Source organism: Streptomyces sp. NPDC002790 (assembly GCF_040295505.1).
Classification (GTDB): Bacteria; Actinomycetota; Actinomycetes; order Streptomycetales; family Streptomycetaceae; genus Streptomyces.
Genome location: NZ_JBEOVM010000032.1, coordinates 39,914 through 62,459, shown reverse-complemented (window position 1 = coordinate 62,459; position 22,546 = coordinate 39,914). Strand labels below are relative to the sequence as shown.

General features: G+C 71.1%; 24 protein-coding genes. 8 read left to right on the top strand and 16 right to left on the bottom strand.

Going from position 1 to position 22,546, the window contains the following annotated elements; genetic code table 11:
• Positions 1-30 precede the first annotated feature (30 nt).
• Positions 31-507 carry a hypothetical protein gene (locus tag ABT004_RS17265; RefSeq protein WP_351337188.1) on the top strand — a complete coding sequence of 159 codons (477 nt, stop codon included), beginning with the start codon at positions 31-33 and terminating at the stop codon, positions 505-507.
• Between the two features lie 21 nt (positions 508-528).
• Here the strand turns inward: ABT004_RS17265 and ABT004_RS17260 are convergent, their stop codons facing one another.
• Both ABT004_RS17260 and ABT004_RS17255 read right to left on the bottom strand, forming a co-directional pair.
• Complete coding sequence (locus tag ABT004_RS17260; RefSeq protein WP_351337187.1) at positions 529-711, bottom strand: DUF8839 family protein; 183 nt, start codon at positions 709-711, stop codon at positions 529-531.
• A gap of 152 nt (positions 712-863) precedes the next feature.
• Entirely contained in the window at positions 864-1,556 is a 693-nt protein-coding gene (locus tag ABT004_RS17255) for a DUF899 domain-containing protein (protein WP_351337184.1), read from the bottom strand.
• 201 nt (positions 1,557-1,757) lie between these two features.
• Between ABT004_RS17255 and ABT004_RS17250 the strand changes: the two genes are divergently transcribed.
• Positions 1,758-2,720, top strand: a complete 963-nt coding sequence (locus tag ABT004_RS17250; RefSeq protein WP_351337182.1) for an endonuclease/exonuclease/phosphatase family protein — start codon at positions 1,758-1,760, stop codon at positions 2,718-2,720.
• A 10-nt stretch (positions 2,721-2,730) separates the two neighbouring features.
• Here ABT004_RS17250 and ABT004_RS17245 read toward each other — a convergent pair whose 3' ends face one another.
• The gene (locus ABT004_RS17245; protein ID WP_351337180.1) at positions 2,731-4,659 is read right to left on the bottom strand and encodes an FUSC family protein; all 1,929 of its coding nucleotides are present in this window, start codon (positions 4,657-4,659) and stop codon (positions 2,731-2,733) included.
• Positions 4,660-4,796: 137 nt separating this feature from the next.
• Here ABT004_RS17245 and ABT004_RS17240 point away from each other — a divergent pair, with 137 nt between their 5' ends.
• Positions 4,797-5,330 carry a 2'-5' RNA ligase family protein gene (locus tag ABT004_RS17240; protein WP_351337177.1) on the top strand — a complete coding sequence of 178 codons (534 nt, stop codon included), beginning with the start codon at positions 4,797-4,799 and terminating at the stop codon, positions 5,328-5,330.
• Here the strand turns inward: ABT004_RS17240 and ABT004_RS17235 are convergent.
• The gene (locus tag ABT004_RS17235; protein ID WP_351337174.1) at positions 5,324-6,097 is read right to left on the bottom strand and encodes a nucleotidyltransferase domain-containing protein; all 774 of its coding nucleotides are present in this window, start codon (positions 6,095-6,097) and stop codon (positions 5,324-5,326) included. The two genes, ABT004_RS17240 and ABT004_RS17235, sit on opposite strands and share 7 nt — an antisense overlap.
• 248 nt (positions 6,098-6,345) lie before the next feature.
• Between ABT004_RS17235 and ABT004_RS17230 the strand changes: the two genes are divergently transcribed.
• Together ABT004_RS17230 and ABT004_RS17225 are read left to right on the top strand one after the other, a co-directional pair.
• Entirely contained in the window at positions 6,346-7,020 is a 675-nt protein-coding gene (locus ABT004_RS17230) for a GntR family transcriptional regulator (protein WP_351337172.1), read from the top strand.
• 19 nt (positions 7,021-7,039) lie between these two features.
• On the top strand, positions 7,040-7,447 hold the full coding sequence (locus tag ABT004_RS17225; RefSeq protein ID WP_351337169.1) for a (2Fe-2S) ferredoxin domain-containing protein: 408 nt from the start codon (positions 7,040-7,042) through the stop codon (positions 7,445-7,447).
• Between the two features lie 15 nt (positions 7,448-7,462).
• On the opposite strand, the gene pip is transcribed toward ABT004_RS17225, so the two are convergent.
• Genes pip through ABT004_RS17200 form a run of 5 tightly spaced genes read right to left on the bottom strand, consistent with a single transcriptional unit; the run spans position 7,463 to position 13,332 of the window.
• A complete protein-coding gene (gene pip / locus ABT004_RS17220) occupies positions 7,463-8,413 on the bottom strand; it encodes a prolyl aminopeptidase (RefSeq protein WP_351337167.1) in 951 nt (316 codons plus the stop codon).
• A gap of 41 nt (positions 8,414-8,454) precedes the next feature.
• On the bottom strand, positions 8,455-9,660 hold the full coding sequence (locus ABT004_RS17215; RefSeq protein ID WP_351337164.1) for a nitrate/nitrite transporter: 1,206 nt from the start codon (positions 9,658-9,660) through the stop codon (positions 8,455-8,457).
• Between the two features lie 9 nt (positions 9,661-9,669).
• Entirely contained in the window at positions 9,670-10,410 is a 741-nt protein-coding gene (locus ABT004_RS17210; protein WP_351337162.1) for a uracil-DNA glycosylase, read from the bottom strand.
• 16 nt (positions 10,411-10,426) lie between these two features.
• Positions 10,427-11,959, bottom strand: a complete 1,533-nt coding sequence (locus ABT004_RS17205; protein ID WP_351337160.1) for a YfcC family protein — start codon at positions 11,957-11,959, stop codon at positions 10,427-10,429.
• Positions 11,956-13,332 carry a M20/M25/M40 family metallo-hydrolase gene (locus ABT004_RS17200; RefSeq protein WP_351337157.1) on the bottom strand — a complete coding sequence of 459 codons (1,377 nt, stop codon included), beginning with the start codon at positions 13,330-13,332 and terminating at the stop codon, positions 11,956-11,958. Before ABT004_RS17200 ends, ABT004_RS17205 begins: the two co-directional genes overlap by 4 nt.
• Positions 13,333-13,489: 157 nt before the next feature.
• Here ABT004_RS17200 and ABT004_RS17195 point away from each other — a divergent pair, with 157 nt between their 5' ends.
• Positions 13,490-13,954 (top strand): RNA-binding S4 domain-containing protein, encoded by a 465-nt coding sequence (locus ABT004_RS17195; protein WP_351337155.1) that lies wholly within the window; start codon positions 13,490-13,492, stop codon positions 13,952-13,954.
• Between the two features lie 310 nt (positions 13,955-14,264).
• Here ABT004_RS17195 and ABT004_RS17190 read toward each other — a convergent pair whose 3' ends face one another.
• Positions 14,265-14,945 carry a methyltransferase domain-containing protein gene (locus tag ABT004_RS17190; RefSeq protein ID WP_351337152.1) on the bottom strand — a complete coding sequence of 227 codons (681 nt, stop codon included), beginning with the start codon at positions 14,943-14,945 and terminating at the stop codon, positions 14,265-14,267.
• Between the two features lie 227 nt (positions 14,946-15,172).
• Between ABT004_RS17190 and ABT004_RS17185 the strand changes: the two genes are divergently transcribed.
• Positions 15,173-15,427 carry a DUF6343 family protein gene (locus ABT004_RS17185; RefSeq protein WP_351337216.1) on the top strand — a complete coding sequence of 85 codons (255 nt, stop codon included), beginning with the start codon at positions 15,173-15,175 and terminating at the stop codon, positions 15,425-15,427.
• Between the two features lie 21 nt (positions 15,428-15,448).
• Here the strand turns inward: ABT004_RS17185 and ABT004_RS17180 are convergent, their stop codons facing one another.
• The 6 genes from ABT004_RS17180 to rpsA all read right to left on the bottom strand — a co-directional run bounded on the left by ABT004_RS17180 (position 15,449) and on the right by rpsA (position 21,344).
• On the bottom strand, positions 15,449-15,811 hold the full coding sequence (locus tag ABT004_RS17180) for a tetratricopeptide repeat protein (protein WP_351337150.1): 363 nt from the start codon (positions 15,809-15,811) through the stop codon (positions 15,449-15,451).
• A gap of 91 nt (positions 15,812-15,902) precedes the next feature.
• Positions 15,903-16,295, bottom strand: coding sequence for a DUF3592 domain-containing protein (locus tag ABT004_RS17175; protein ID WP_351337147.1), 393 nt, complete (start codon positions 16,293-16,295; stop codon positions 15,903-15,905).
• Positions 16,292-16,894, bottom strand: coding sequence for a dephospho-CoA kinase (coaE, locus tag ABT004_RS17170; protein WP_351337144.1), 603 nt, complete (start codon positions 16,892-16,894; stop codon positions 16,292-16,294). The genes ABT004_RS17175 and coaE overlap by 4 nt, the downstream gene beginning before the upstream one ends.
• Positions 16,895-16,957: 63 nt before the next feature.
• Complete coding sequence (locus tag ABT004_RS17165) at positions 16,958-17,896, bottom strand: PAC2 family protein (protein ID WP_351337141.1); 939 nt, start codon at positions 17,894-17,896, stop codon at positions 16,958-16,960.
• A gap of 115 nt (positions 17,897-18,011) precedes the next feature.
• Positions 18,012-19,538 (bottom strand): flavin monoamine oxidase family protein, encoded by a 1,527-nt coding sequence (locus ABT004_RS17160; RefSeq protein WP_351337138.1) that lies wholly within the window; start codon positions 19,536-19,538, stop codon positions 18,012-18,014.
• 273 nt (positions 19,539-19,811) lie between these two features.
• On the bottom strand, positions 19,812-21,344 hold the full coding sequence (gene rpsA / locus ABT004_RS17155) for a 30S ribosomal protein S1 (RefSeq protein ID WP_351337135.1): 1,533 nt from the start codon (positions 21,342-21,344) through the stop codon (positions 19,812-19,814).
• A 373-nt stretch (positions 21,345-21,717) separates the two neighbouring features.
• On the opposite strand from rpsA, the gene ABT004_RS17150 reads away from it, so the two are divergent.
• A complete protein-coding gene (locus tag ABT004_RS17150) occupies positions 21,718-22,545 on the top strand; it encodes a class I SAM-dependent methyltransferase (protein ID WP_351337132.1) in 828 nt (275 codons plus the stop codon).
• Position 22,546: the final 1 nt, after the last annotated feature.

The following is a 22,546-nucleotide window of genomic DNA, read 5'->3' as shown; positions in this document are numbered from 1 at the left end:
AGGAACGACGAACGTGCGAAACGGGATCGGATGGGCGTGGTGACAACGGGCAAGCGGACGATGCACTTGAACTCGCTGGCCGGACTGGCCCTCAGGCGCCGCCCCCGGCGTCCGGAGCACACGGACGCCGCGCGTGCGGGTCACACACCGCCCGTGCGGCTCAGCGTGCCCGCGGGCATGACCGCACCACTGGGGTGCGACGCCGTCGCGGTACCCGAGGAGTTCGGCCGGGCGATGGCCAAGCGCCTGCCGCGGATGGGCTGTGTGTACGCGGACGGGGCGCACTGGTGGTGGCTCGTGCCGTCGGACTCCGACGTGTCCCTGGAGTGGCCCGCGCCCGCGTGCTACACGGCGGGCGCGCTGGTGCTCGACGCGCCGCGGGCGCCCGCCCTGGTGCACTGTCCGGAGGGTTCGGTGCCGTACACGCCGCCGATTCCGCTGTACCTCGCGCTGTGCCGGGTCACGGGGACCACGCCGGTGTGGTCACGGTCGGTCGGCGCCTCGTAGTTCCTGTTTCCTCTACGGGAGTCAGCCCACCGGATCGGCGACCGGCTCCCGCACGATCACCAGGAAGGCGTCCGTCGCCAAGTCCATGACGACCTCGACCGGTTGACCCTCCTGTCGGCGACGGTTCGCGTACTCCTCCGCCGGCCAGGAGCCGCGGGGTCCGCCCGCCGGGAATCGCTGCAACACCACTCGTCCGTTGATCATCGCTCGTCCCTGCCCCCGTGATCGTGCCGATGTGCCGCGCCCGGAGCGTCCGGGCACTTCATGAGGGAGAACGTTGGCAGCGGCGGTTCCGGCTCGCAACGTGACGAGAATGACACCGAGTTGATACGAGGTCAGCTCACGTGCGTGGAGCCTCAGTCGACGTACTCGTCGTGATAGCGCACTCGCGCACTGCCCGCGGGCGCCCCGAGAGCCGACGCGCGCCCCTCGGGTTTCTCCCACTCCTCCTGGCGGCCGAGAGCGGTGAGGTCCAGGAGGTTCGTGGTGAACCCGATGTGGTCCATGCCGCGGGCGAACGTCGAGTACGTGTGGAACACCCGCTCCCCCTCGCGCAGGAAGCAGCTGATCGCGGGCTGCTCCTGGAGGACGCCGTCCTCGCCCGTGAACGTGGCGCCGAAGTCCTGGTTGAAATCGCTGAGATGGGACGAGTACCAGGGCGCCGTCCAGCCCATCCGCGCCTTGAACGGCAGGATCCGGGTGAACGGCGCGCGGGACACCGCCGCGAACTCCGTACCGCGGGCCCGCAGATGGGCCAGGTGCCCGATCTGGTCGAGGAATCCGGAGCAGCTGGGGCAGCCCGCGTCCCAGTCGGGCGCGAACATGAAGTGGTAGACGACGAGTTGGGGTCGCCCCTCGAACAGGTCGAGCAGCTCCGACTTTCCGTCCGGACCCTCGAAGACGTACGACTTGTCGATCTCGACCATGGGCAGCCCGCGCCGCCGTGCGTTCAGCGCGTCCCGCGCGCGGGTCGCCGCCTTCTCCAGGGCGAGCAGTTCCTCGCGCGCGGTGCGCCACTCCTCGCGCGTGACCACCTTCGGCAGCCCCATGGTTCCTCCTCCGGTCGTGTATCTCGTGAGGGGTGACCGGAGGGCCGTGCGGAACTCATCGCTGCGGCGAAAGTTTTTCTGCCGGGGCCCTGGTTCTCTGGCCGGGCCCTGATTTTCTGCAGGAGTGCTGTCCTCCCGGCGGAGCCGCTGGGACGCTGGCCGCCCCGGCCCGTCCGGGCCGACCAGAGGACGGAGCACGCCATGCTCGTCGGAACCTGGAACCTGGAGAACCTCTACCGCCCCGGCGGCCCCTACGGCCCCCGCGACAAGGCCACGTACGAGGCGAAACTCGCCTCTCTCGCCGCCACCGTGAACCGGCTCCGGCCCACCCTTCTCGGCGTGCAGGAGGTCGGCGACCCGGCGGCGCTCGACGATCTGGTGCAGCTGCTCGACGGCGACTACACGGCGACGCTGTCGCAGTACCCCGACGAGCGCGGGATCCGGGTCGGCTTCCTCGGCGACGTCGGCGTACGGGTGGTCGCGGACACGGCCGCGTTCCCGCAGGCGGTGCGCCCGGTGCAGGTGGACGACGGCGGCAGGGCGGCGGACCGGGCGGGCCGGGGCGTGCTCGCCGTGCACTTCTCGACGCGGGCGACCTGGCTCACGGCCGCCGTCTGCCACCTCAAGTCGAAGCTGCTCGGCTACCCGGGCGGCCGGTTCGTGCCGCGCGACGAGGGTGAGCGGGCGCGCTACGCGGCGTACGCGTTGCAGCGGCGAGCAGCTGAGGCGGCGACCGTACGCGCCCTCGCGGACACCCTCCTCGGGGAGGACGGGCGCCGTGAACGCGTCGCCGTCCTGGGCGACTTCAACGACGAGGTGGCCGCGGCGACCACCCAGATCCTCCAGGGCCCGCCCGGCTCCGAGATCGGCACGCCCGGCTTCGACCACGCCGACAAGGGCGACGCGAAGCGGCTGTGGAACGTGGCGCCGCTGATCCCCGAGGAACAGCGGTACTCGCGCGTGCGGGCGGGCCACCGCGAGCTGATCGACCACGCCTTCGTCTCGCACGAACTGCTCGGCCACGTCGTCCGCGCGGGGACGGGCGTGCCGCACGAGGAGGGCGCCGCGCTCGAACCACTGCCTTCGGTGGGCGCGGATCCGCAGGAGCGGCGAGACGCGCCGGGGTCCGACCACTCGCCCGTGTGGATCGACCTGCGGCCCTGAACCACGCGTGTCAGGCGGCGAGTTCCGCGAGCAGCACGTCGATCCTGCGCGCGTGCTGCTCGGGCACCCGCCCGGTGTCGTCGACCTGCACCGCGCACGCTGTCGTCGCGTCGACGAGCCGCTCCAGTACGACGGTCACCTGCCGCGAACCGTCCGAGTGCCGCGCGAGCACGGGCAGTTCGGCGGCGGCGAGGTCCACGGCGGCCCGCGCCTGCGCGAGCGTCCGGTACGCCTCGCGCCGCAGCGCCCACCGCCCGTGCCGGTCGACCTCCTGTGCTTCCGCTCCCTGCGCGGACTCGCTCAGCACATGCCGTACGTAGGCGTGGGCGGCGTCGTGCGCGACGGCGAGCCGCACCCGCACGCCGCTCCCCCGGTGCCCGCCCGGCAGCGGCAGATGCCCGGCGACCAGCACGATCGCGCAGGCGAGCAGCGTCTCGGTGATCCGGCCCAAGGACGCCTGCGCCTGCCCGCCCACCATCACCAGGGACAGTACGAGGACGGTGACGACGGCGGTCTGAGCGGCGAAGTGCCGGGTGGCGACGGGGATCAGCGCCCCGCAGGCGGCGACGAGCGCGACGAGCCCGAGGGGCTGGGGCAGCACGGCGGCGAGCCCCGCGAAGAGGACGGCGCCCGCGACGGTTCCGGCGGCCCGGCACAGCGCGCGCGAGGCGAGCGGCCCGAGGTCCGGCTTCACGAGAAACACGGCGGTGGCGGGCAGCCAGTACCAGTGCAGCGGGTGCAGGGCCTGAGCGACGGCCGCACTGGCCCCGAAGGACAACCCAACCCGAACCCCGTACTCACGCCCAGCGGGCCCACCCACCCTGCGCAACACACCACGCACGGACGTGCGCCTATCAAGCCCCGCCGGCGATTGAGGCGCGGCCATTTCAAGCCCCGCCGGCGATTGAGGCGCGGGGTCCGGGGCAGAGCCCCGAGGCCGCAACGACGGCACCGCTTCCGATGCCACGGGGCTCCGCCGCTCAACCGTCACAGGCGAATGCGTACCGTTCCGGTCGAACGCCTCAGCCGCCCGCAGCAACGCCTCATCGAGAGCCCGCAGCCCCGCATCGACCCGCGCAGGAGCGGGCAACGCACCGGCCGCCTCCCCGGTCCGCACCGCGGCCGCGAGCCGCCGCGGCCCCTCCCCGGCCCGCGCAGCGACCGGCCGCTCGGCCCAGGCAAGCGCGGTGGCAGCCTCGGCGAGCGGCAGAGCGGCGGAGTACTGGCGACGCAGACGAAGCGACGCCCGCGAGCGGCCACGCCGCAGGGCGTCCTGCGCCTGGTCGAGCGCGGCCGTCAGCGCGACGCGGCGCGCCTGGGCCTCCGGCCCGCCGACAGCGTCGAGCAGCCGGGCCACGGCCTCGTACACGGAGGCGACGGCCGCACGCTCACCGTCGTAGAGGTACCCGAGCCCCTTCGTACGTACGGGAGAGGGCAGCAGCAGCCGCAACAGGATCAGCCACGCGGCGCCCCCGGCGAACAACAGCGCGCGCTGCAACGCGGGTTCCGGCAGCGGCATCCCGGCACCTATGGCGACGGTGACGAGGAACTGGGTCCCGGCGGAGGACGCGACGGGCCCGACGGCACTGAACGCACCACCCACGAGCCCGAGCACGGCGAAGACGCAGGCGATGAGCGCACCGGCCGGCAGCGCACCCCCGACAAAACTGCCGACGGTCATCCCCAGCGCCCCCGCGAGCGCGGGCCCGCCGAGCCGCGAGACGGCGGCGAGCCGCGGCCCCGGCCGGTCGTTGACCCCGGCGAGCAGCGTCCCGAGCGCGAGCAGCACCCCACTGGACGGCTGCCCGGCAGCGATGGCGACGAGCACCAGCGGCCCACCCGCCAGCGCCCCGCGCACCACGGCAGGCCAGGGCACGGGCGCGCGCTGGGCGCGCAGGGCGTGGCTCAGCCAGGGCGGAAGCGAATGGGGGCGGCGCATGACGGTGGGCAGACTCCTGTCGTACGAACACGGAGGGGTGCCGGGCGCCGTTGGCCAGCCTGAACTGGTTTGTCAAGAGTAAGCGGAGTTGTTGGAGGGGAAGAAACATCCAGGTTTCGGCAATGTGACACTTGACCGTGCCCACGACGAGCTCCTCCGACACCGGCTGGCCGGACGCCCCCGGCGACACGGCCCTGACGATCCACGTCCCGGAGGCGGACGCGCTCGTCCGCACCCCGTCGAGGGCCCACATCACCGTCCTCTACCCGTTCCTCCCGCTGGCCCGGATCACGCCGGACACGGAGACCGAACTACGCACCCTGTTCGCGTCAACGCCCCCGCTCCCCCTCACCTTCACCGCGCTGCGCCGCTGGCCGGGCGTCTGCTACCTCCCCCCGACCCCGGACGACACACTCCGCAGCCTGACGAAGTCGGTCCGGTCGCGCTGGCCGGAGGCGGTCCCGTACCGCGGAATCTTCGGCGACGAGGGCCTGGACCCCCACCTGACGCTGGCGAGCGGCGCGGGCACGGACGGCATCCCGGACACGGAGTTCACGTCCGCGCTGCCGCTCCACGCGCGCGTGGAGTCGGTGAAGCTGATCGTGACGGAGGGCGCGGGGACGGGCTGGCGTGACCTCCGCACGTACCCGCTGGGGCTTCCCTCCTACTGAGCCTCGGCGACGGCCCGCGCCATCAACTCCCGCGCCCGCTCGACGAGTTCCTGGAGCGGGATCGAGGGGTCGCTCACCACCCGGTCGATCCCCCGCAACCCGGCCCGCTCCAGCAACCGCTTCTCGTTGGTCACCCACTCCCCGCGCGCGGCGAGCACGGCGTGGGCCGCCTGCATGGCCGCGCCGGCGACCGCCCCCACGACCTCGGTGCGCCCGCCGAGGGGCACGTTGTTCCCCTCCGCGTAGTCCAAGGTGATCGAGGCTCGCCCCCACCACACCTCGGGAGCGGCCTTGCGCAGGGCGGCCGGATACCCGTCGGGCCGGGGCATCTCGCCACGCAGCACGCGATTGACGGCAAGCTCGGCGACGACGAGATACGACGGAATCCCGGCCAGATGAAACATCAACGGCTCGATCCGAAACCGCCCGGCCTCGGCCTCGGCCAGCTCGTGCTCGACGCTGTCGAGATCCCGATAGTGCACATCGACACGCCTCCCGTCGACGGTGAGCCAGGCGCCCCCATTGAAGACGCCACCACCCCAGCCCCCGATCTCGGAGACCTCCCCTTCCCACCCGACGTCCCGCAGGTTCCGGGGCTCGAACAGCCCCTCGCTCCCCCGGTAGTACACGGCGGTGTCCCAGTCGCTCGCGTCGGTGTGCGTCCCTTGCGCCCGCGACCCACCGAGGGTCACGGCGTGCGCCCCGGGCAGGGCGTGGAGCCGTTCGGCGAGGCGGTCGAGGAAGACGTCATCCGCAAACTCAGGCATGCCCTCACGCTACCCGGCGGACACCGCCGGCGAGGCGGCCGACTGGGGCGGCGGCAAGCAGTCGGAGCGGCGACTGGTCGAGCGGTCGGTCGCACCGGGCGGGACCACAGGCACGACGAGTACCACGGGAGGCGGTACTGGATCACGGACGGGAGCGGGACGGTGGGCACGATCGCCGTGGCCACCGCCTTCTCCGTAAACCCACCCCGCTTCCCCCGCCCCCCACGCACATCGACGAAGATGGCCCCATGACGACGGCAGGATCGGTGGAGCCCCCGGAGCCCCTGGGTGCGGTGCGTGAGCGCGTGCTCGCGGCGTTGCGTGAGGACATCGTCGGTGGGCGTCGGCGGCCCGGCGACCGGCTCGTGGAGCGGGAGCTCGCCGAGCGGTTCGGGGTGTCCCGGGTGCCCGTCCGTGAGGCGATCCGGGCGCTGCTCGCCGAGGGCTTCGTGACGTACGAGACGCCCCGCAGGGCCGTCGTGCGCACCCTGACCCGCACCGACGTCACCGAACTGTACGAGCTGCGCGAGGCCTTGGAGGTCTACGCCGCCGGGCTCGCGGCCGAGCGGGCCACCAAGGACGATCTGGCGGAACTGGAGAGGCTGCTCGAACGTGCCACGCGTGCGACGCGCGAGGGCGACGCCGAGACGAACACCGACGTCAACTCCCGTTTCCACGACCGGCTGTTGGAGATGGCGCGCAACGAACTCATCGTGTCCGTGATGCAGCCCGTCGGCGGGCGGCTGCGCTGGCTGACCCGGCGCAACGAGGAGTGGGCCCAACAGCTCGCCGAACACCGGGAGTTGTATGAGGCGATGGCCGAAGGGGACGCGCACCGGGCGCGGGCGGTGACGCTGGCCCACGTCCACACCAATTACCGTTCCACCGTGCGGCACCTCTTCGAGGACGAGCCCACCCCGTAACACCAGGAGCAACAGAACCGTGCCCACCCTCATCGGCGCCGCCCGCACCCGCCCCTGCACCCTCGTCGTGTGCCGGGGCTGCTGCTGCGGTGACGCCCGCAAGTACCCCGGTTACGACCACGACTGGCAACTGGAGCGCTGGGAGGCGGCGGCGCGGGCCTCGCGGGGGCGGTTCGCCGTGCGGGTCGTCGACTGTCTCGGGCCGTGCGACCAGGCCAACGTCGTCGTCCTCCAGCCCTCCGCCCAGGGCCGCGCCCGCGGCGGGAGGGCCGCGTGGATCGGCTGGTCGATGGGCGACGACGCGACCGACGAGGTGCTGGCGTGGGCGGAGGCCGGCGGGCCCGGTCTCGCGCCCGCGCCCATCGCCCTTGAGTTGCAGTTCATCGAGGCGCAGGGCGAGCGGGTCAGGCGGCGCCGCGGGCGCTGAGCCCGTCCGCGTGTGTCATCCGGCGAACCGGTCGAGCGCCGCCACCAGTTCGTCGGTGATGCCGGGCGCCCCCGCGTTGTGCCCGGCATCGTCCACGAGGACGAGTTCCGCGTCCGGCCAGGCCCGCGCCACCCGCCACGGGATGCCGAGCAGGTTCCCGAGGTCCACCGTCCCCTGCACGATCACCCCTGGCACGCCCTTGAGCAGCGGAAGGTCGCGCAGCACCGTGTCCGGGCCGTCCAGGTAGTGGTCGTGCCCCCAGTAGTGCGTGACCGTGCGCGCGAAGCCGTAGCGGAAGTCCGGGTCCTGGTAGCGGGCCACCGAGCGCGGCGGCTGCGAGGCCACCGCCGTCTCCCAGTCGGTCCAGTCGAGCGCCGCACGCGCGCGTACGTCCGCGTCGGGTGACTCGAGACGTTGGTTGTACGCCGACGCGAGATCATCGGACCTGTCCGCCTCCCGCGCTCCGTCCACGAACTTCGCGAACGCCTCCGGGAACACCTTCCCCAGCCCCCGCGTCATCAGGTCGACCTCTTCCCGGCTGCCCGTCGCCAGGCCCGTCAGGACGAGTTCGGAGACGGCGTCCCGGTGCGTCTGCGCGTACCGCAGGGCCAGGACGGACCCGAAGGACACGCCCCACACCAGCCAGCGTTCGATGCCGAGGTGGGCGCGGAGCAGCTCCAGGTCGGCCATCAGTTTCGGCAGCGTATTGACGCTCATGTCGGTGTCGTACGCGCTCGCCGGCGGCGTGGAGCGGCCCGCGCCGCGCTGGTCGAGCAGCACGATGCGGTAGCGCTCCGGGTCGAACAGGCGCCGGGTGAAGGGCGTGGCACCGGATCCGGGGCCGCCGTGCAGCACGACGGCGGGCTTGCCGTGCGGGTTGCCGCAGGTTTCCCAGTGGATCCGGTTGCCGTCACCGACGTCGAGGAGGCCGTGATCGTACGGTTCGACGGGCGGGTACAGAGGCATCCGGCGAACCTACTACCGGTCCGCCGCACACCGCCTGGGGATCAGTCGACCTTGATGCTGCGCATCCGCCCGTACGCGTACACACAGCCCGCGAGCGCCAGGTCGGACAGCAGCATGAAGCCGATGGAGTACGAGTTCTGCGCGCTGTAGATCGCGCCCATGACCAGCGGTGGGACGAAGCCGCCGAGTCCGCCGATGGCGCCGACGATGCCGGTGACCGAGCCGACCTTGGACGGTGGGGTGACTTGTGCGACCAGGGCGAAGACGCTGCCGCTCGCGGTGCCGAGGCCCGCGCCCATGACGAGCATGTCGATGGTGCCGCCGGGCGCCAGATGCGGGTTGAAGGCCTGCACGATGGCGAAGATCGCGACGCCGGCGAGCGCCCAGGCGGTGACGACCGCCGGGTGGATCCGGTCGGAGAGCCAGCCGCCGATCGGCCGGAAGACGACGGTGACGAGGGCGAACCCGGCGGCCTTGGTGCCCGCGTCGATGGGGTCGAGGTCGTACCAGGTCTTCAGGTACGTGGGCAGATAGGTGCCGTACGCGACGATGCCGCCGAAGCCGATCGCGTAGAGCGCCGACAGTTCCCAGGTCACCCGCAGCTTCCCGGCCTCACCGAGGCGTTCGCCGAGCGAGGTCGTCGGGATGGTGCGGCCGGGGTGGTCGCTGATGAGGAACCAGGCGATCACCACGAAGGCGGCGAGGGCGATCGCGACGATGTAGAACGGCAGGTTCTCGCCGTGCTTGGCGATGCGGGGCGTGAGGTAGCCGGACAGCGCCGTGCCGCCCATGCCCATGCCGAAGATGCCGACCGCCGCGCCGCGCTTGGCGGGCGGGAACCAGGAGTTCACCAGCGGGACCCCGATGGCGAACGTGGTGCCGCCGAGGCCCAGCAGGAAGCCGACGAGGACCATGGCCAGGTACGAGTCCCTGGCCACCGTCACCAGGAGCACGGGGATGATCGTCGCCGCGGTGACCAGCGGGAACATCACCTTGGCGCCGAACTTGTCGGTCAGGGCGCCGACCGGGATCCGGCCCAGCGAACCGACGATCACCGGCACGGCGACCAGGAAGGACTGCTCGAACGAGCTGAGCCCCAGGGACTCGCCGAAGGCACTGCCGAGCGGGGCGATGAGGTTCCACGCCCAGAACGTGAGCGCGAAGCCCACGGTCGCCACGATGAGGTTGCGGTAGGCCGCCGCGGGCGGCTTGGGTGTCGTCGTCTCCTGCGCTGTCAGTGCTGCCACACCGCCACGCTAGAAAGCGGGCGCGTCCCGGTCCTCCTGAGTTGGTCCGAACGGGTGCAACCCGGCCGCGCCCGCCGCGTCCCGCAGCACACCGCGCAGCATCTCCGGGGTGAGCCTGCCGGTGAAGGTGTTGCGCTGGCTGACGTGGAAGCAGCCGAAGAGCGCGAGGTCCGCTTCGGCCCCCTTGAGATCGACCCGTGCGCCGTGCGCGAAGACGGGGCGCGGGCGCGGCACCTCCCAGCCCGCCTCGGCGAACGCGGGCAGCGCCGCCTGCCAGCCGAACGCGCCGAGCACGACGACGGCGCGCAGCGTGGGCCGCAGCAGGTTCAGCTCCTGGACGAGCCAGGGCCTGCACGTGTCGCGCTCCGCCGGGGTCGGCTTGTTCGCGGGCGGCGCGCAGTGCACGGGCGAGGTGATCCGGACACCGTGCAGAGTCAGCCCGTCGTCGGCGCTCACGGCGTCCGGCCGGGAGGCGAGCCCGATGTCGTACAGGGCCCGGTAGAGGACGTCGCCCGAGCGGTCGCCCGTGAACATGCGGCCCGTGCGGTTGGCGCCGTGCGCGGCGGGCGCGAGGCCGACGATCAGGAGCGACGCGTCGTGCGGACCGAAGCCGGGCACCGGGCGCCCCCAGTACGTCCAGTCGGCGAAGGCGGCGCGCTTGGTGCGCGCCACCTCCTCACGCCACTCGACGAGCCGCGGGCAGGCCCGGCAGTCGCTGATGCGCTCGTCGAGCGCGTCGAGTCCGTCCATCCGACCACCGTAGGGGCTACGTGAACGCGGCCCCCAGCGCGACGAACACGCAGATCAGCACGAACAGGATGACGAGCAGCGGCCACACGAACCGCAGGTACCGGTCGTAGCCGACCTTGGCGAGGGCCACGCCGCCGATGGTGACGGCGGTCGTCGGCACCCACAGGTTCATCCAGCCGCTTGCCGCCTGCCACGCGGTGACGACGACCGCGCGCGAGACACCGGCGAAGTCGGCGAGCGGCGCGAGGATCGGCATGGCGAGGGTGGCGTGCCCGGACGTGGACGGGATGAGGAAGGCGAGCGGCAGGTTCACGAGGAAGACGATGATCGCGAAGATCCCGGACGAGGTGCCTTTCACCACGCCCTCGATCGCGTGCAGGACCGTGTCCGTGATCTTCGAGTTGTTCATGATCACGGTGACGCCGCGGGCCAGCAGGATGACGAGCGCGGGCGAGACGAAGTCGGCGGCGCCCTGGACGATCGTCGAGCTGAGCTTCTGCTCCCCCATCCGCGCGACGAGCCCCACGAGCACGGCCGCGACCAGGAACAGCGCCGCCAACTGCGGGAAGGACCAGTCGAGTTCGAAGCCGTACGGGGTCGCGTCGGCGTCTCCGGTCAGGGCGCTCGCCCAGGGCACGACCGAGAAGATCATGAAGGCGAAGACCAGCGCCGTGGCGACCAGAACTCCCTTGTGCAGGCCGGTCAGTTCGGGGACCTCGGCCGCCTCGGTGGCCGTCTCGTCGAGATCCCGGTCCCCCGGCAGAAAGCCGGAGAGCGAGCGCGCCGGGTCGCTGCGCACTCGCTTCGCGTACCGGATGACGTACGCGATGGTGACCCCGGTCAGCACGATCCACATCGCGAACCGCAGCGCGATGCCGTCGCCGAGCGAGATGTCGGCGGCCGAGGAGGCGACGCCGGTCGCGAACGGGTTGACGGTCGAGCAGAGCACGCCGACGCCCGCGCCGAGGATGATCGCGCCGACCGCCGTCATCCGGTCGTAGCCGAGCGCGAGCATCAGCGGCACGATCAGGCCGTAGAACCCGAGCGTCTCCTCGGCGAAGCCCTCGACCGTGCCGAGGACGGAGAAGACGGCCATGACGCCCGCGATGAGCAGCGCCCCGCGCTCGCGCAGCCGGTGGGCGAGGCGGCCGATGCCGCGGTCGAGGGCGCCGGTCGCGAAGACGACGGTGATGAACGCGCCGATGGCGAGCACGAACAGGAAGACGCCCGCACTTCCGTACAGATCACCGGAGTTGTCGGGCGAGACGAGGGAGGTCTTCGGGTCCTGGATGCCGTAGAGGCCGTTGACCGGGGCGAGGAACAGGTCGTTGAGGCGGTCGACGAAGGACTGCCCGGAGTCGACGCGCTGGTACGTGCCCTCGACGGGCGCGCCCGTACTGTTCCTGTCGTACTCCCCCGACGGGATCAGGAACGCGAGCAGCCAGATCGCGATCGTGACGACGGCGAGGACGGTGAGGGCGCTGGGGAAGGTGAACTTCTTCTTCTGTGGCGGCTGTTCGGGCGCCTCTGTCGTGTCGGCGGTGCTCATGATTCGCTCCGGAAGTCGGCCGCGTACTCCCGTACGAACGCGCACATCGCGACGACCGTGGCGTGCAGCTCGGAGAAGAGGACGCGTTCGTTGGGGGCGTGCAGGTTGCAGAGGTTGTCCTGCGCGCCGAAGAGCAGCACCTCGGCGTTCGGGGCGGCCTGTGCGAGGCCGTTGACCAGCGGGATGGAGCCGCCGGTCGCGACGTACGACGCGTCGGCGCCCCAGGCCTCCTTGAGCGCGGCGCGGGCGGCGCGGTAGGCGGGGCCGCCGGTGTCCGCCTCGTATCCGGGGCCGGTGTCGCCGGGGGTGACGGTGAGCTCGATGCCGAAGGGGCGCAGCGAGCGCAGATGCCGTACGAGGAGGTCCTGGGCCTCGTTGGGGTCCTGCTGGGGGTGGAAGCGGAGGTTCAGCTTGGCGCGGGCGTGGGGGACGACGGCCGAGGCGGCGCCCGCCACGCTCGGCGCGTCGAGGCCCATGACGGTGATCGCGGGGCCACTCCAGAGGCGCTCACCGAGGGTGCCGCTGCCGAGCAGCGGGAGGCCCTCCTCGACGCCGGCGAGCTCGCGGAACTCCTCGTCGGTGTAGCCGGCGCCGGTCCACTTCTCGCGGCGCAGCCCCTCGACGGCGACGTCCCCGTGCACGTCGTGGAGGGTGGCGAGGGCCTTGAGGAGGACGAGCAGGGCGTCGGGGGCCGCGCCGCCGAACTCGCCGCTGTGGCGGGCCTCTTCGAGCGTGCGGACCTCGACGATGACCTCGGCGGCGCCGCGCAGGCCGGTGGTGAGGGTCGGCGTGCCGGGCCGGAGGTTGCCGAGATCGGCGATGACCATGGCGTCGCAGGCGAACCGGTCCGGGTCGGTGGGCGGGTAGCCGTCGAAGGGGCTGCCGTACTCCTCCTGCCCCTCGAAGACGATCTTCACGCCGACGGGCGGGCGGCCCTGGTACGCGCGCAGCATCCCCAGATGCGCGATGACGTTCGACTTGTCGTCCGCGATGCCACGGGCCCGCAGCCCGCCCTCGATCGCGGTCGGCGTGAACGGCGGCGACTTCCACAGACTCTCGTCGCCGGGCGGCTGCACGTCGTAGTGGGAGTAGAGCAGGACGGTCGGGGCGTCGGGTGTGGGCGGCGGGATCTCGCCGAAGATCACGGGCGCGGTGTCGGGCAGATCGAGGGTCTCGATCTGCTCCACGCCGGCGTCCCGCAGCAGCCCGACGAGCAGGTCGTGGGCCTCGCGCACCGGCTCCTCCGGGTAGCCGGGGAAGGCGATGGAGGGGATGGCGGCCAGCCGCTCCAGATCGGACCGCAGACCGTCCATCAGTCGGTCGACCGCGGCTCGCGGATCGCCGGTTGGGTCGATGGCATCCGTGCCGCCCATGTGTTCATGCACCCCTTGCTGTTGAATACGTCGAATACGTCGATTGCAATCGTTTCGACCGGATTATCCGGGCAGGGTGGGGCAGTTCGGCCGGGGCTCGCCGAGGGGTACGACAACGGGTACGGGGCGCGGCCCACGCGGCGCTATCGTCGGACGCATGGCATCGCAGACACCGGGGACACCACAGGCGCCGGACGGGTCGGGCGGCGGCGGCGGCGGAAGCGTGCGGGTCGACAGCTGGATCTGGGCCGTACGCCTGGTCAAGACGCGCTCGGCGGGGGCCGCGGCCTGCAAGGGCGGGCACGTCAAGGTCAACGGGACGAGCGTCAAGCCCGCCTACGCGCTGCGCATCGGGGACGAGGTACGGGTGCGCAGGCCCGGTGAGCGCGAGCGTCTGGTGAAGGTCACTCGTCTGATCCGCAAGCGGGTCGGGGCGTCGGTCGCCGCGGAGGCCTACGTCGACAACTCTCCGCCGCCGCCACCGCGCGAGGCGTTCGCCCCGGTCCCCGTTCGCGACCGCGGCGCAGGCCGCCCAACGAAACGCGACCGCCGCGAACTGGAACGCCTCCGTGCCACCTTCGGCCGGGGCCCGGGAGCCGAATCAGGCTCCGCCGACGAGTGAGCCGGGGCACCCCGAGCCCCACCGTCGTTGCGCCCCGGGGCTCCGCCCCGGACCCCGCTGCTCAATCGCCGCAGGGGCTCAAAAGACGCGCCTCAATCGCCGGCGCGGGGCTTGAACCATCAAGCCCCGCCGAGCTGGATAGATCAAGCCCACGCCCGGCTGGACCCTTCAGACCCACGGCGATCGGCTTTTCAAGCCCCCGCCCGGCTGGACCCTTCAGACCCACGGGGATTGGGTTATCAAGCCCCTGCGGCGATTGAGCAGCGGGGCCCGGGGCGGAGCCCCGTGGCGTGGGGACGGCGCCGCCGCGTCACATCGGCACCGCGCACACCCACGTCCCGTCGTCCGTCAGGACCCGGTCGACCTTCAAACCGGCCCCGGCCAACGCCCGTTCGAACTCCTCCGCGGTGAGCGGCCTCGCCCGATACGTCTGCGTCCACACCACGTCAGGGAACACGTACTCGACCTTCACCGAGCGCACACCGTCCCCCACCGGCTCCGAGTGCACCTTACGGATCGTGAACCCGCCGCCAGGCCCAGTCACCTCACGCGGCAGGTTCTCGTGCGCCCCCGGCCGCTCCCGCTGGATCAACACCCGGCCCCCCGCGGCGAGATGACGCCGACACGTGTCGAGCATCCCCGCCCGCACCTCCGCGTCCCCGGTGTGGATGAGGATGGACCCGAGCAGCACCACGTCGAACGTCTCGCCGAGGTCGAGCCCCTCGATGGAACCGCGCACCGTGCGCGCACCCCGGACCCGCTCCAGCATTTCCGGGGACTCGTCCACCCCCGTCACCCGGAATCCCCGCTCGACGAGCGCGTGCGTCACGCGGCCGACCCCGCAGCCGAGCTCCAGCACGGTCGCCCCGGCGGGCGCCGCGCCCGCGACGACATCCGGCTCGTCCTCGACCACGAGCCGCGAGTACAACTCCACGGCACAACCGTCCGGCGTGATGGCTCCCGGCCCCGTGCCCTCATAACCCGTACGCATCTGAAGACCCATGCAGGCCCAACGAACCGCCCACACCCACGGTTCCCCGCACACGGTTCCCGCGTGGCACCCTGGAAGGGAAGCCGCAAAGGGGGTGCTCAGGCGCCCTCACCCGTCGCCACGCACGCGCCGAGGGGATGGTGACCATGGCCGGCACGCACCCGCATCGCACGCACGGACCGCACGGACCGCAAGTGCCATCGCACCCGGCGCACCCGGCGTACTTCATCCGCACCGGTGACGAGCCGGTCACCGCCCGCAGCCCCCTGCGCCTGCGGCTCGGCCTGGCACTGTTCGGGCTCGTGTGGACGGTCTTCGGCACCGTCGCGTTCCTCCTCGCGCACCGCCCGTGGTGGGCGCTGGCCTGCGGAATCCTGTGGCTGATCACGACCGTCGACCTGTTCATGATCCTTCGGCACATCCGCCAGGGTCCGCACTACCAGCCGGGCCGGGACGTCCCGCCGTACCGCAGGGCGCCGTGACCCCACCGCCGTAGAACCGCGTCAGTCGTCGAAGCGCGCCGCGGCCAGGTAATCCGGCTGTGGGTCGAGCGCCGCGGCGAGCCGGAAGTGCCGCCGCGCCTGCTGCGGGCGCGCCCACCGCTCGTACGTCCTGGCCAGCGCGAAATGCGCGAACGCGTTGTCCGGCTCGCGCTCCAGGACGATCGTGAACTCCAGCTCGGCCGCGCGCAGTTGCGCCGCGGCGAAGAACGCGCGGGCCCGCAGCAGCCGGGCCGCCGTGTGCTCCGGGTAGAGGGCCAGCACGTCGTCCAGAAGCTTCACCGCTCCGCGCGGATCGCGCGCGGCCAGGAGCTGCTCGGCGGCGCGGTAGTCGATGACGTGTGTCTCCGGCGTGGCTTCGGGCACGACGAACCTCCTCCTGGTGTCGACATGGTCAACACCGTGGACCGTAGGGGCTATTCCTGCCCGCGGCCCGTCGGCGGAACACGCGGCGCGATCAGCGCGAGCGGCTCAGCGACACCGTGATCACCATGCCCACGAGCACGAGAAGCGCCCCCGCGATCATGAAGGTCCGGTCCACGCCGGGCCGTTCGCCGCCGATCAGCACGGTCTCGCGCGGGTCCTCGGTGTCGTACGCGACGCTGACGATCCCGCCGGCGGGCAGCGGGCGCCGCTTGCTGGGCGGCGCGGGCGAGGCGACCTCCACGACCCTCCCGTCGTCCGTCTCGAACTGGAGCAGCGGCCGCTCGGACCCCGGCCTGGGCGGTTTGACCAGGGCCTGCGCGATGTTCCCCACGCCTTGGACGCGACGGCTGCGCTGCAGTCCGTACGCCCCGGCGATCAGCGCCACCAGCCCGCCGAGCGCGGTGCAGGCGGCGAGGATTATCACGCGGCACGCGCCCGGCGCGCCAGCTCCGTCCAGACCTCGTCGACCCGCTCCCGCAATCGCTCCAGCGGTACGTCGTTGTCGATCACGATGTCGGCGATCTCCAGCCGCTTCTCGCGGGTGGCCTGCGCGGACATCCGGGCCCGCGCGTCCTCCTCGCTCATGCCGCGCAGCCGGGTGAGGCGGTCGAGCTGGGTCGCGGGGCTCACGTCGATGACGATCACCAGGTCGTAGAGCGGCGCCAGACCGTTCTCCGCGAGCAGTGGCACGTCGTGGACGACGACGGAGTCGGGGCCCGCGATGGCCTCCAGCTCGGCGGAGCGGGTGCCGACCAGCGGGTGCACGATCTTGTTGAGCGTGGCCAGCTTGTCGGAGTCCGCGAACACGACCGAGCCGAGCTTCGGCCGGTCCAGGCTCCCGTCCGGCGCGAGCACCCCGTCACCGAACGCCTCGACGACGGCCGCGAGCCCCTCGGTCCCGGGCTCCACGACCTCCCGCGCGATCTTGTCGGCGTCGATCAGCACGGCCCCCCGCTCCACGAGCAGCCGTGACACCTCACTCTTGCCGGCACCGATTCCGCCGGTCAGACCCACCTTCAACATAAGCGGAAGCTTAGGGCCTGCCGACGCAATCGGGCAGGGCCCGTGATCAAGCCGGGCCCGTGCTCAGGCGTCGCCCTCGCGTTCCGCCAGGAACTTCTCGAACTCCTGGCCGATCTCGTCCGCCGACGGGATGTCCATGGGCTCCGCCAGCATGTTGCCCCGCTGGTCCGCTCCGGCGACCGCGTCGTACTGGTGCTCAAGTCCCTGGACGAGCGAGACCAGTTCCTCGTCGCCCTCCTGGACCTGCCGGTCGATCTCCGTCTGCGTACGGTGCGCGTCCGTGCGCAGCCCGTGCGCGACGCCCGGAAGCACCATGCCGGTCGCCGCGGTGATCGCCTCCAGGACGGTCAGCGCGGCGTCCGGGTACGCGGAGCGCGCGATGTAGTGCGGGACGTGCGCCGCGATGCCGAGGGCGTCGTGCCCGGCCTCCATGAGGCGGTACTCGACGAGGGACGCGGCGCTGCCCGGCACCTGCGCCTCGTCGAACGGGCTGACGTGCCCCGGCACCAGATCGGTACGGTTGCCGTGCGGCGTGAGGCCGACGGGGCGGGTGTGCGGGACGCCCATCGGGATCCCGTGGAAGTTCACCGCGAGGCGCACCCCGAGACGCTCCACGATCTGCCGCACGGCGGCCGCGAAACGCTCCCACTCGACGTCCGGCTCGGGCCCTGCGAGCAGCAGGAACGGCGCCCCCGTCGCGTCCTGTACGAGCCGTACCTCGAGCACCGGCACCTCGTACTCGGTCCACCGGTCGCGCCGGAACGTGAGCAGCGGGCGGCGTGCCCGGTAGTCCACGAGCCGGTCGTGGTCGAAGCGGGCCACCACCTGGTGCGGCAGTTGGTCGATGAGCCGCTCGACGATCTGGTCGCCGGTCTCACCGGCGTCGATGTATCCGTCGAAGTGGTAGAGCATGACCAACCCGGCCGACTCCTGGGCAAGCGCCATGTCCACGGCGGCGAGCCCCTTCGGCTCCCATGAGTACAAATCCTGCGGATCAAGCACAGTGACCGCTCCTCCTCGTGTTCCACCCGAAGAACGCGCGGAGCGGGCACGGACATTCCCGCCCGCACCCATTCTCAGCTGTCTCTTACGAAGATGAGCAGCGCGCCGGTCCACGTCAGTCGGCCAGCACACGCGCGTGCAGACTGCTCACGGCCCGCCGCGCCGACGTGAACGCCCCGTGCTGCCAGGCGTCGGTGTAGCTGAGCCAGTCGCCGGCGAAGTAGACGCGGCCCGTCGGCTCGTTGAGCGGCTTGTAGCGGGGGTCGTCGGGGCCGCCCGGGGTGTCGTGCCAGGCGGCTTCCAGGTGCGGCGTCTGCCGCCAGTGGTGCGAGAACGAGGTCGTCAGCTCGGTCCGGTACTTCTCGCCGTAGATCTTCACGCCCTGCGCCACGGCCCGCGCCTCGCGCTTTTCGGGCGAGAGCTTGGCATACGCGTCGGCATCGGCGCCGTAGTTGTAGTAGCCGATCATGAGACCGCGCTCGCCGTGGAAGCCGTACGACGGGTGCCAGATGTGGCTGAGGTCCATGTCGGTCTCCGTGATGCCGCCGTAGATCCGATGGTCGGTCTCCCACCACCGGCTCCGGTACTCCAGGCCGATCTTCCCCGCGGACTGCGGCGTGATGGCCTCCAGGGCGCTCTGCACGCCGGAGCCGAGGTTGTGCGGGATCTTGGCGAGGATGTTGGGTGGCAGCGCCCCGACACAGAAGTCCGCCTCGACGACCCTGGTCCGCCCACCCTGCGTGTAGGTGACGGAGACCCCGTCACCCTTGTCCGTGATCTTGCCGACGACTGCCCCGGTACGTACCCGGGAAGCCCCTATCGCGTCCGTCAGCGCCTTCGGTATCCGATCCATCCCACCGACCGGCTGAAACATCAGCATGGCCTGGTCGAAGCCGAACTCGAAGGAGAAGTAGCGCCCGACGCCGCTCGCCAGAACCTCGGACGCGGAGGGCACGTCCCCGAGCACCACGCCCGGCGTCCCGGTGGCGGCGGGCACGGTCGAGTACCCACGCCGGTCACCGCCTTCGTAGGCGAGCTTGTTCCCCAGTGACCCGAAGTCCTTCAGGAACTCGACAAGCCGCTCCTGGTCCACGGAGTTCAACTCCCTGTCCAGAGCCCCCTTGTTGGAAGCCTTGGCAAGCAGCTCCGACACATACCCGTACACATCCGCCTTGGCGGTCCGGTACCGCACGGGCTTGGTCATCCCGGCGACCTCGTTGAAGAGATACGCGTCGGCATTGGAATTCGTGAACACCTCGATGGGAACACCGAGTTCACGGCAGTAGTCGAGCGTCACCATCCACTGCGGCAGCCGGCCCGGCCCCGCGTTCATGTACTGGCCTTCACCGAACCGCGCGGTCTGCTTGTTCCCGTACGTGTCGACGGTCGAATCCCCGCCCCGCACGGTGAAGTTGCGCCCACCGGTCCGGCCTCTCGCCTCCAGGACCGTACAGTCGTAGCCGGCCTTGCCCAGCTCGTACGCGGTGGCGAGCCCGGCGATGCCACCCCCCACGATCACGACCTTCGCGGCGCCGCGCCCGCTCAGCGAGAAGTCCCCCGACCGTGGCGCACGGTACGGCGATTCACGCTGCGCGGCCTGCGCGGTGGGTGCGAGCCCGAGGGCGCCCATGGTCGCGAACATGGCCCCGGCACCCCCGGTGAGACCCACGTTCCGCAGAAATGCCCGCCGACTTGCTGCCATGTGTCCGGCTCCCCTCAGATCACGTTCGATCTCGACTGATCCGGGGATGGTGGCAACGCCGTGTTACGACACACGCACAACTCGTGTATCCGCCACGTTTCTCTTGGTGCGGGCCGACGCCGCCGGGGACGCGGGCGCGGGGCGCAAAAAAACGGTGGGGCTGCACCTATTGGTGCAGCCCCACCGCTCAACTACCTGCTAGCGCAGAGCGTTTCAGCTCTGGCCACCCGCCAGCTTCTCGCGAAGCGCGGCGAGCGCCTCGTCCGAGGCGAGCGCGCCGGAGTTGTCGGCCGTCTCCGAGGAGTACGAGCCGCCGCCACCGCCGCCACCGCTGCTGCTGCCGCCACCGGAGGCGGCCGGAGCCGCACCGGCGGGCGCAGCCGCGCCCTCGGCCTCGGCCTGAGCGTCGGCCTCGCGGGACTTGATGACCTGAGCCTGGTGCTGCTCGAAGCGCGTCTGCGCCTCGGCGTACTGGGTCTCCCAGGCCTCGCGCTGGGTGTCGAAGCCCTCGAGCCAGTCGTTGGTCTCGGGGTCGAAGCCCTCGGGGTAGATGTAGTTGCCCTGGTCGTCGTACGACGCGGCCATGCCGTACAGGGTCGGGTCGAACTCGACGACCGACGGGTCGGCGCCGAAGGCCTCGTTGGCCTGCTTCAGCGAGAGGCTGATGCGGCGACGCTCGAGGTCGATGTCGATGACCTTGACGAAGATCTCGTCGTTGACCTGGACGACCTGCTCCGGGATCTCCACGTGGCGCTCGGCCAGCTCGGAGATGTGGACCAGGCCCTCGATGCCCTCGTCGACGCGGACGAACGCACCGAACGGAACCAGCTTCGTGACCTTGCCGGGAACGACCTGGCCGATCTGGTGCGTACGGGCGAACTGCTGCCACGGGTCTTCCTGCGTCGCCTTCAGCGACAGGGAGACACGCTCGCGGTCCATGTCGACGTCGAGGACCTCGACGGTGACTTCCTGGCCGACCTCGACAACCTCGGACGGGTGGTCGATGTGCTTCCAGGAGAGCTCGGAGACGTGGACGAGACCGTCGACGCCACCCAGGTCCACGAAGGCACCGAAGTTGACGATCGAGGAAACGACGCCGGAGCGGACCTGCCCCTTCTGCAGGGTGGTGAGGAACGTCTGGCGGACCTCGGACTGGGTCTGCTCGAGCCAGGCACGGCGGGACAGGACCACGTTGTTGCGGTTCTTGTCCAGCTCGATGATCTTCGCCTCGAGCTCCTTGCCCACGTAAGGCTGAAGGTCGCGAACGCGGCGCATCTCGACGAGGGAGGCCGGCAGGAAGCCACGGAGGCCGATGTCGAGGATGAGACCACCCTTGACGACCTCGATGACGGTACCGGTGACGATCCCGTCCTCTTCCTTGATCTTCTCGATCGTGCCCCAGGCACGCTCGTACTGAGCGCGCTTCTTGGACAGGATCAGACGGCCTTCCTTGTCCTCCTTCTGGAGAACGAGGGCCTCGATCTCATCGCCCACGGCGACGACCTCATTGGGGTCGACGTCGTGCTTGATGGAGAGCTCACGGCTCGGGATGACACCTTCGGTCTTGTAACCGATGTCGAGGAGAACCTCGTCCCGGTCAACCTTGACGATGACGCCGTCGACGATGTCGCCATCGTTGAAGTACTTGATCGTCTCGTCGATGGCGGCGAGGAATGCTTCCTCGTTACCGATGTCGTTGACCGCAACCTGCGGAGTGGTGGCGGTGGTCTCGGTGCTGCTCGTCATGTGGGAAAGGGCTCCGGCGGACATTGAAAGTCGGGGGGTACTGCTACGCCGGGAGCCTGTTTCGCACCGAAGAAGCCGGACAGCCCAGGAAGCGCCAGATCCGGGCTTCCGTGAAGAGCCGGTGGCGCCTCGATAACCGAGGGGACATACAACAGATGCGAGCACAGCCTGCTATGTCTGAGGTGCGCAGGCCCGCAGCGCAACTTGTAGCATACGGGGGCAGCCGGACAGGGTCAATGCGCGAAGGCGCACACCCGGGGCGGATCGCCGCATACCCGGCAGAAAACCTGTCACACGAGGCCGCTGGCACCGCATGGCACCGCAGGGCCCGCACATTATTACGAGGGAGCCGATCATCCAAGAGTCCGGACCAATGGAAGCGCACCACTCCCCCTCTACGGTCGACGACGACTCGACGGCGACCCGTCGGGACGCGGACACCACGGAGAGCTCGCGGGCCAACCGCGGCTGGTGGGACAGGAACGCGGACGACTACCAGGTGGAGCACGGCACGTTCCTGGGCGACGACCGTTTCGTGTGGTGCCCCGAGGGGCTCGACGAAATGGAGGCCGAACTGCTCGGCCCGCTCGACGAGCTCGCGGATAAGGACGTCCTGGAGATCGGGGCGGGCGCCGCACAGTGCTCACGCTGGCTGCTCGACCAGGGCGCGCGCCCAGTAGCCCTCGACCTCTCGCACCGCCAGCTCCAGCACGCCCTGCGCATCGACGGCGGCAAGGTGCCGCTCGTGGAGGCGGACGCCGGAGTGCTCCCCTTCAAGGACGGCTCCTTCGACCTGGCCTGCTCCGCGTACGGGGCGCTCCCCTTCATTGCGGACCAGGTGCAGGTGATGCGCGAGGTGCACCGCGTGCTGCGGCCCGGCGGACGGTTCGTCTTCTCCGTCACGCACCCGATCCGCTGGGCGTTCCCCGACGAGCCGGGCCCCGAGGGCCTGTCCGTCGCCGCCTCGTACTTCGACCGCACTCCTTACGTGGAGCAGGACGACGACGGGCGGGCCGTCTACGTAGAGCACCACCGGACCATCGGGGACCGGGTGCGGGACGTGGTGGCGGGCGGCTTCCGGCTCGTCGACATCGTGGAGCCCGAGTGGCCCGAGTGGAACACACAGGAGTGGGGCGGCTGGTCGCCGCTGCGCGGCAATCTGATCCCGGGGACGTCGATCTTCGTGTGCGAGCGAAACTGAA

What these genes read in the sequence shown, in the direction of transcription:
- ABT004_RS17265 (WP_351337188.1), top strand. Translation starts at nt 31, where the DNA reads ATGGGCGTGGTGACAACGGGCAAGCGGACGATGCACTTGAACTCGCTG.
- ABT004_RS17260 (WP_351337187.1), bottom strand. Translation starts at nt 711, where the DNA reads ATGATCAACGGACGAGTGGTGTTGCAGCGATTCCCGGCGGGCGGACCC.
- ABT004_RS17255 (WP_351337184.1), bottom strand. Translation starts at nt 1,556, where the DNA reads ATGGGGCTGCCGAAGGTGGTCACGCGCGAGGAGTGGCGCACCGCGCGC.
- ABT004_RS17250 (WP_351337182.1), top strand. Translation starts at nt 1,758, where the DNA reads ATGCTCGTCGGAACCTGGAACCTGGAGAACCTCTACCGCCCCGGCGGC.
- ABT004_RS17245 (WP_351337180.1), bottom strand. Translation starts at nt 4,659, where the DNA reads ATGCGCCGCCCCCATTCGCTTCCGCCCTGGCTGAGCCACGCCCTGCGC.
- ABT004_RS17235 (WP_351337174.1), bottom strand. Translation starts at nt 6,097, where the DNA reads ATGCCTGAGTTTGCGGATGACGTCTTCCTCGACCGCCTCGCCGAACGG.
- ABT004_RS17230 (WP_351337172.1), top strand. Translation starts at nt 6,346, where the DNA reads ATGACGACGGCAGGATCGGTGGAGCCCCCGGAGCCCCTGGGTGCGGTG.
- pip (WP_351337167.1), bottom strand. Translation starts at nt 8,413, where the DNA reads ATGCCTCTGTACCCGCCCGTCGAACCGTACGATCACGGCCTCCTCGAC.
- ABT004_RS17210 (WP_351337162.1), bottom strand. Translation starts at nt 10,410, where the DNA reads ATGGACGGACTCGACGCGCTCGACGAGCGCATCAGCGACTGCCGGGCC.
- ABT004_RS17205 (WP_351337160.1), bottom strand. Translation starts at nt 11,959, where the DNA reads ATGAGCACCGCCGACACGACAGAGGCGCCCGAACAGCCGCCACAGAAG.
- ABT004_RS17200 (WP_351337157.1), bottom strand. Translation starts at nt 13,332, where the DNA reads ATGGGCGGCACGGATGCCATCGACCCAACCGGCGATCCGCGAGCCGCG.
- ABT004_RS17195 (WP_351337155.1), top strand. Translation starts at nt 13,490, where the DNA reads ATGGCATCGCAGACACCGGGGACACCACAGGCGCCGGACGGGTCGGGC.
- ABT004_RS17190 (WP_351337152.1), bottom strand. Translation starts at nt 14,945, where the DNA reads ATGCGTACGGGTTATGAGGGCACGGGGCCGGGAGCCATCACGCCGGAC.
- coaE (WP_351337144.1), bottom strand. Translation starts at nt 16,894, where the DNA reads ATGTTGAAGGTGGGTCTGACCGGCGGAATCGGTGCCGGCAAGAGTGAG.
- ABT004_RS17160 (WP_351337138.1), bottom strand. Translation starts at nt 19,538, where the DNA reads ATGTTCGCGACCATGGGCGCCCTCGGGCTCGCACCCACCGCGCAGGCC.
- rpsA (WP_351337135.1), bottom strand. Translation starts at nt 21,344, where the DNA reads ATGACGAGCAGCACCGAGACCACCGCCACCACTCCGCAGGTTGCGGTC.
- ABT004_RS17150 (WP_351337132.1), top strand. Translation starts at nt 21,718, where the DNA reads ATGGAAGCGCACCACTCCCCCTCTACGGTCGACGACGACTCGACGGCG.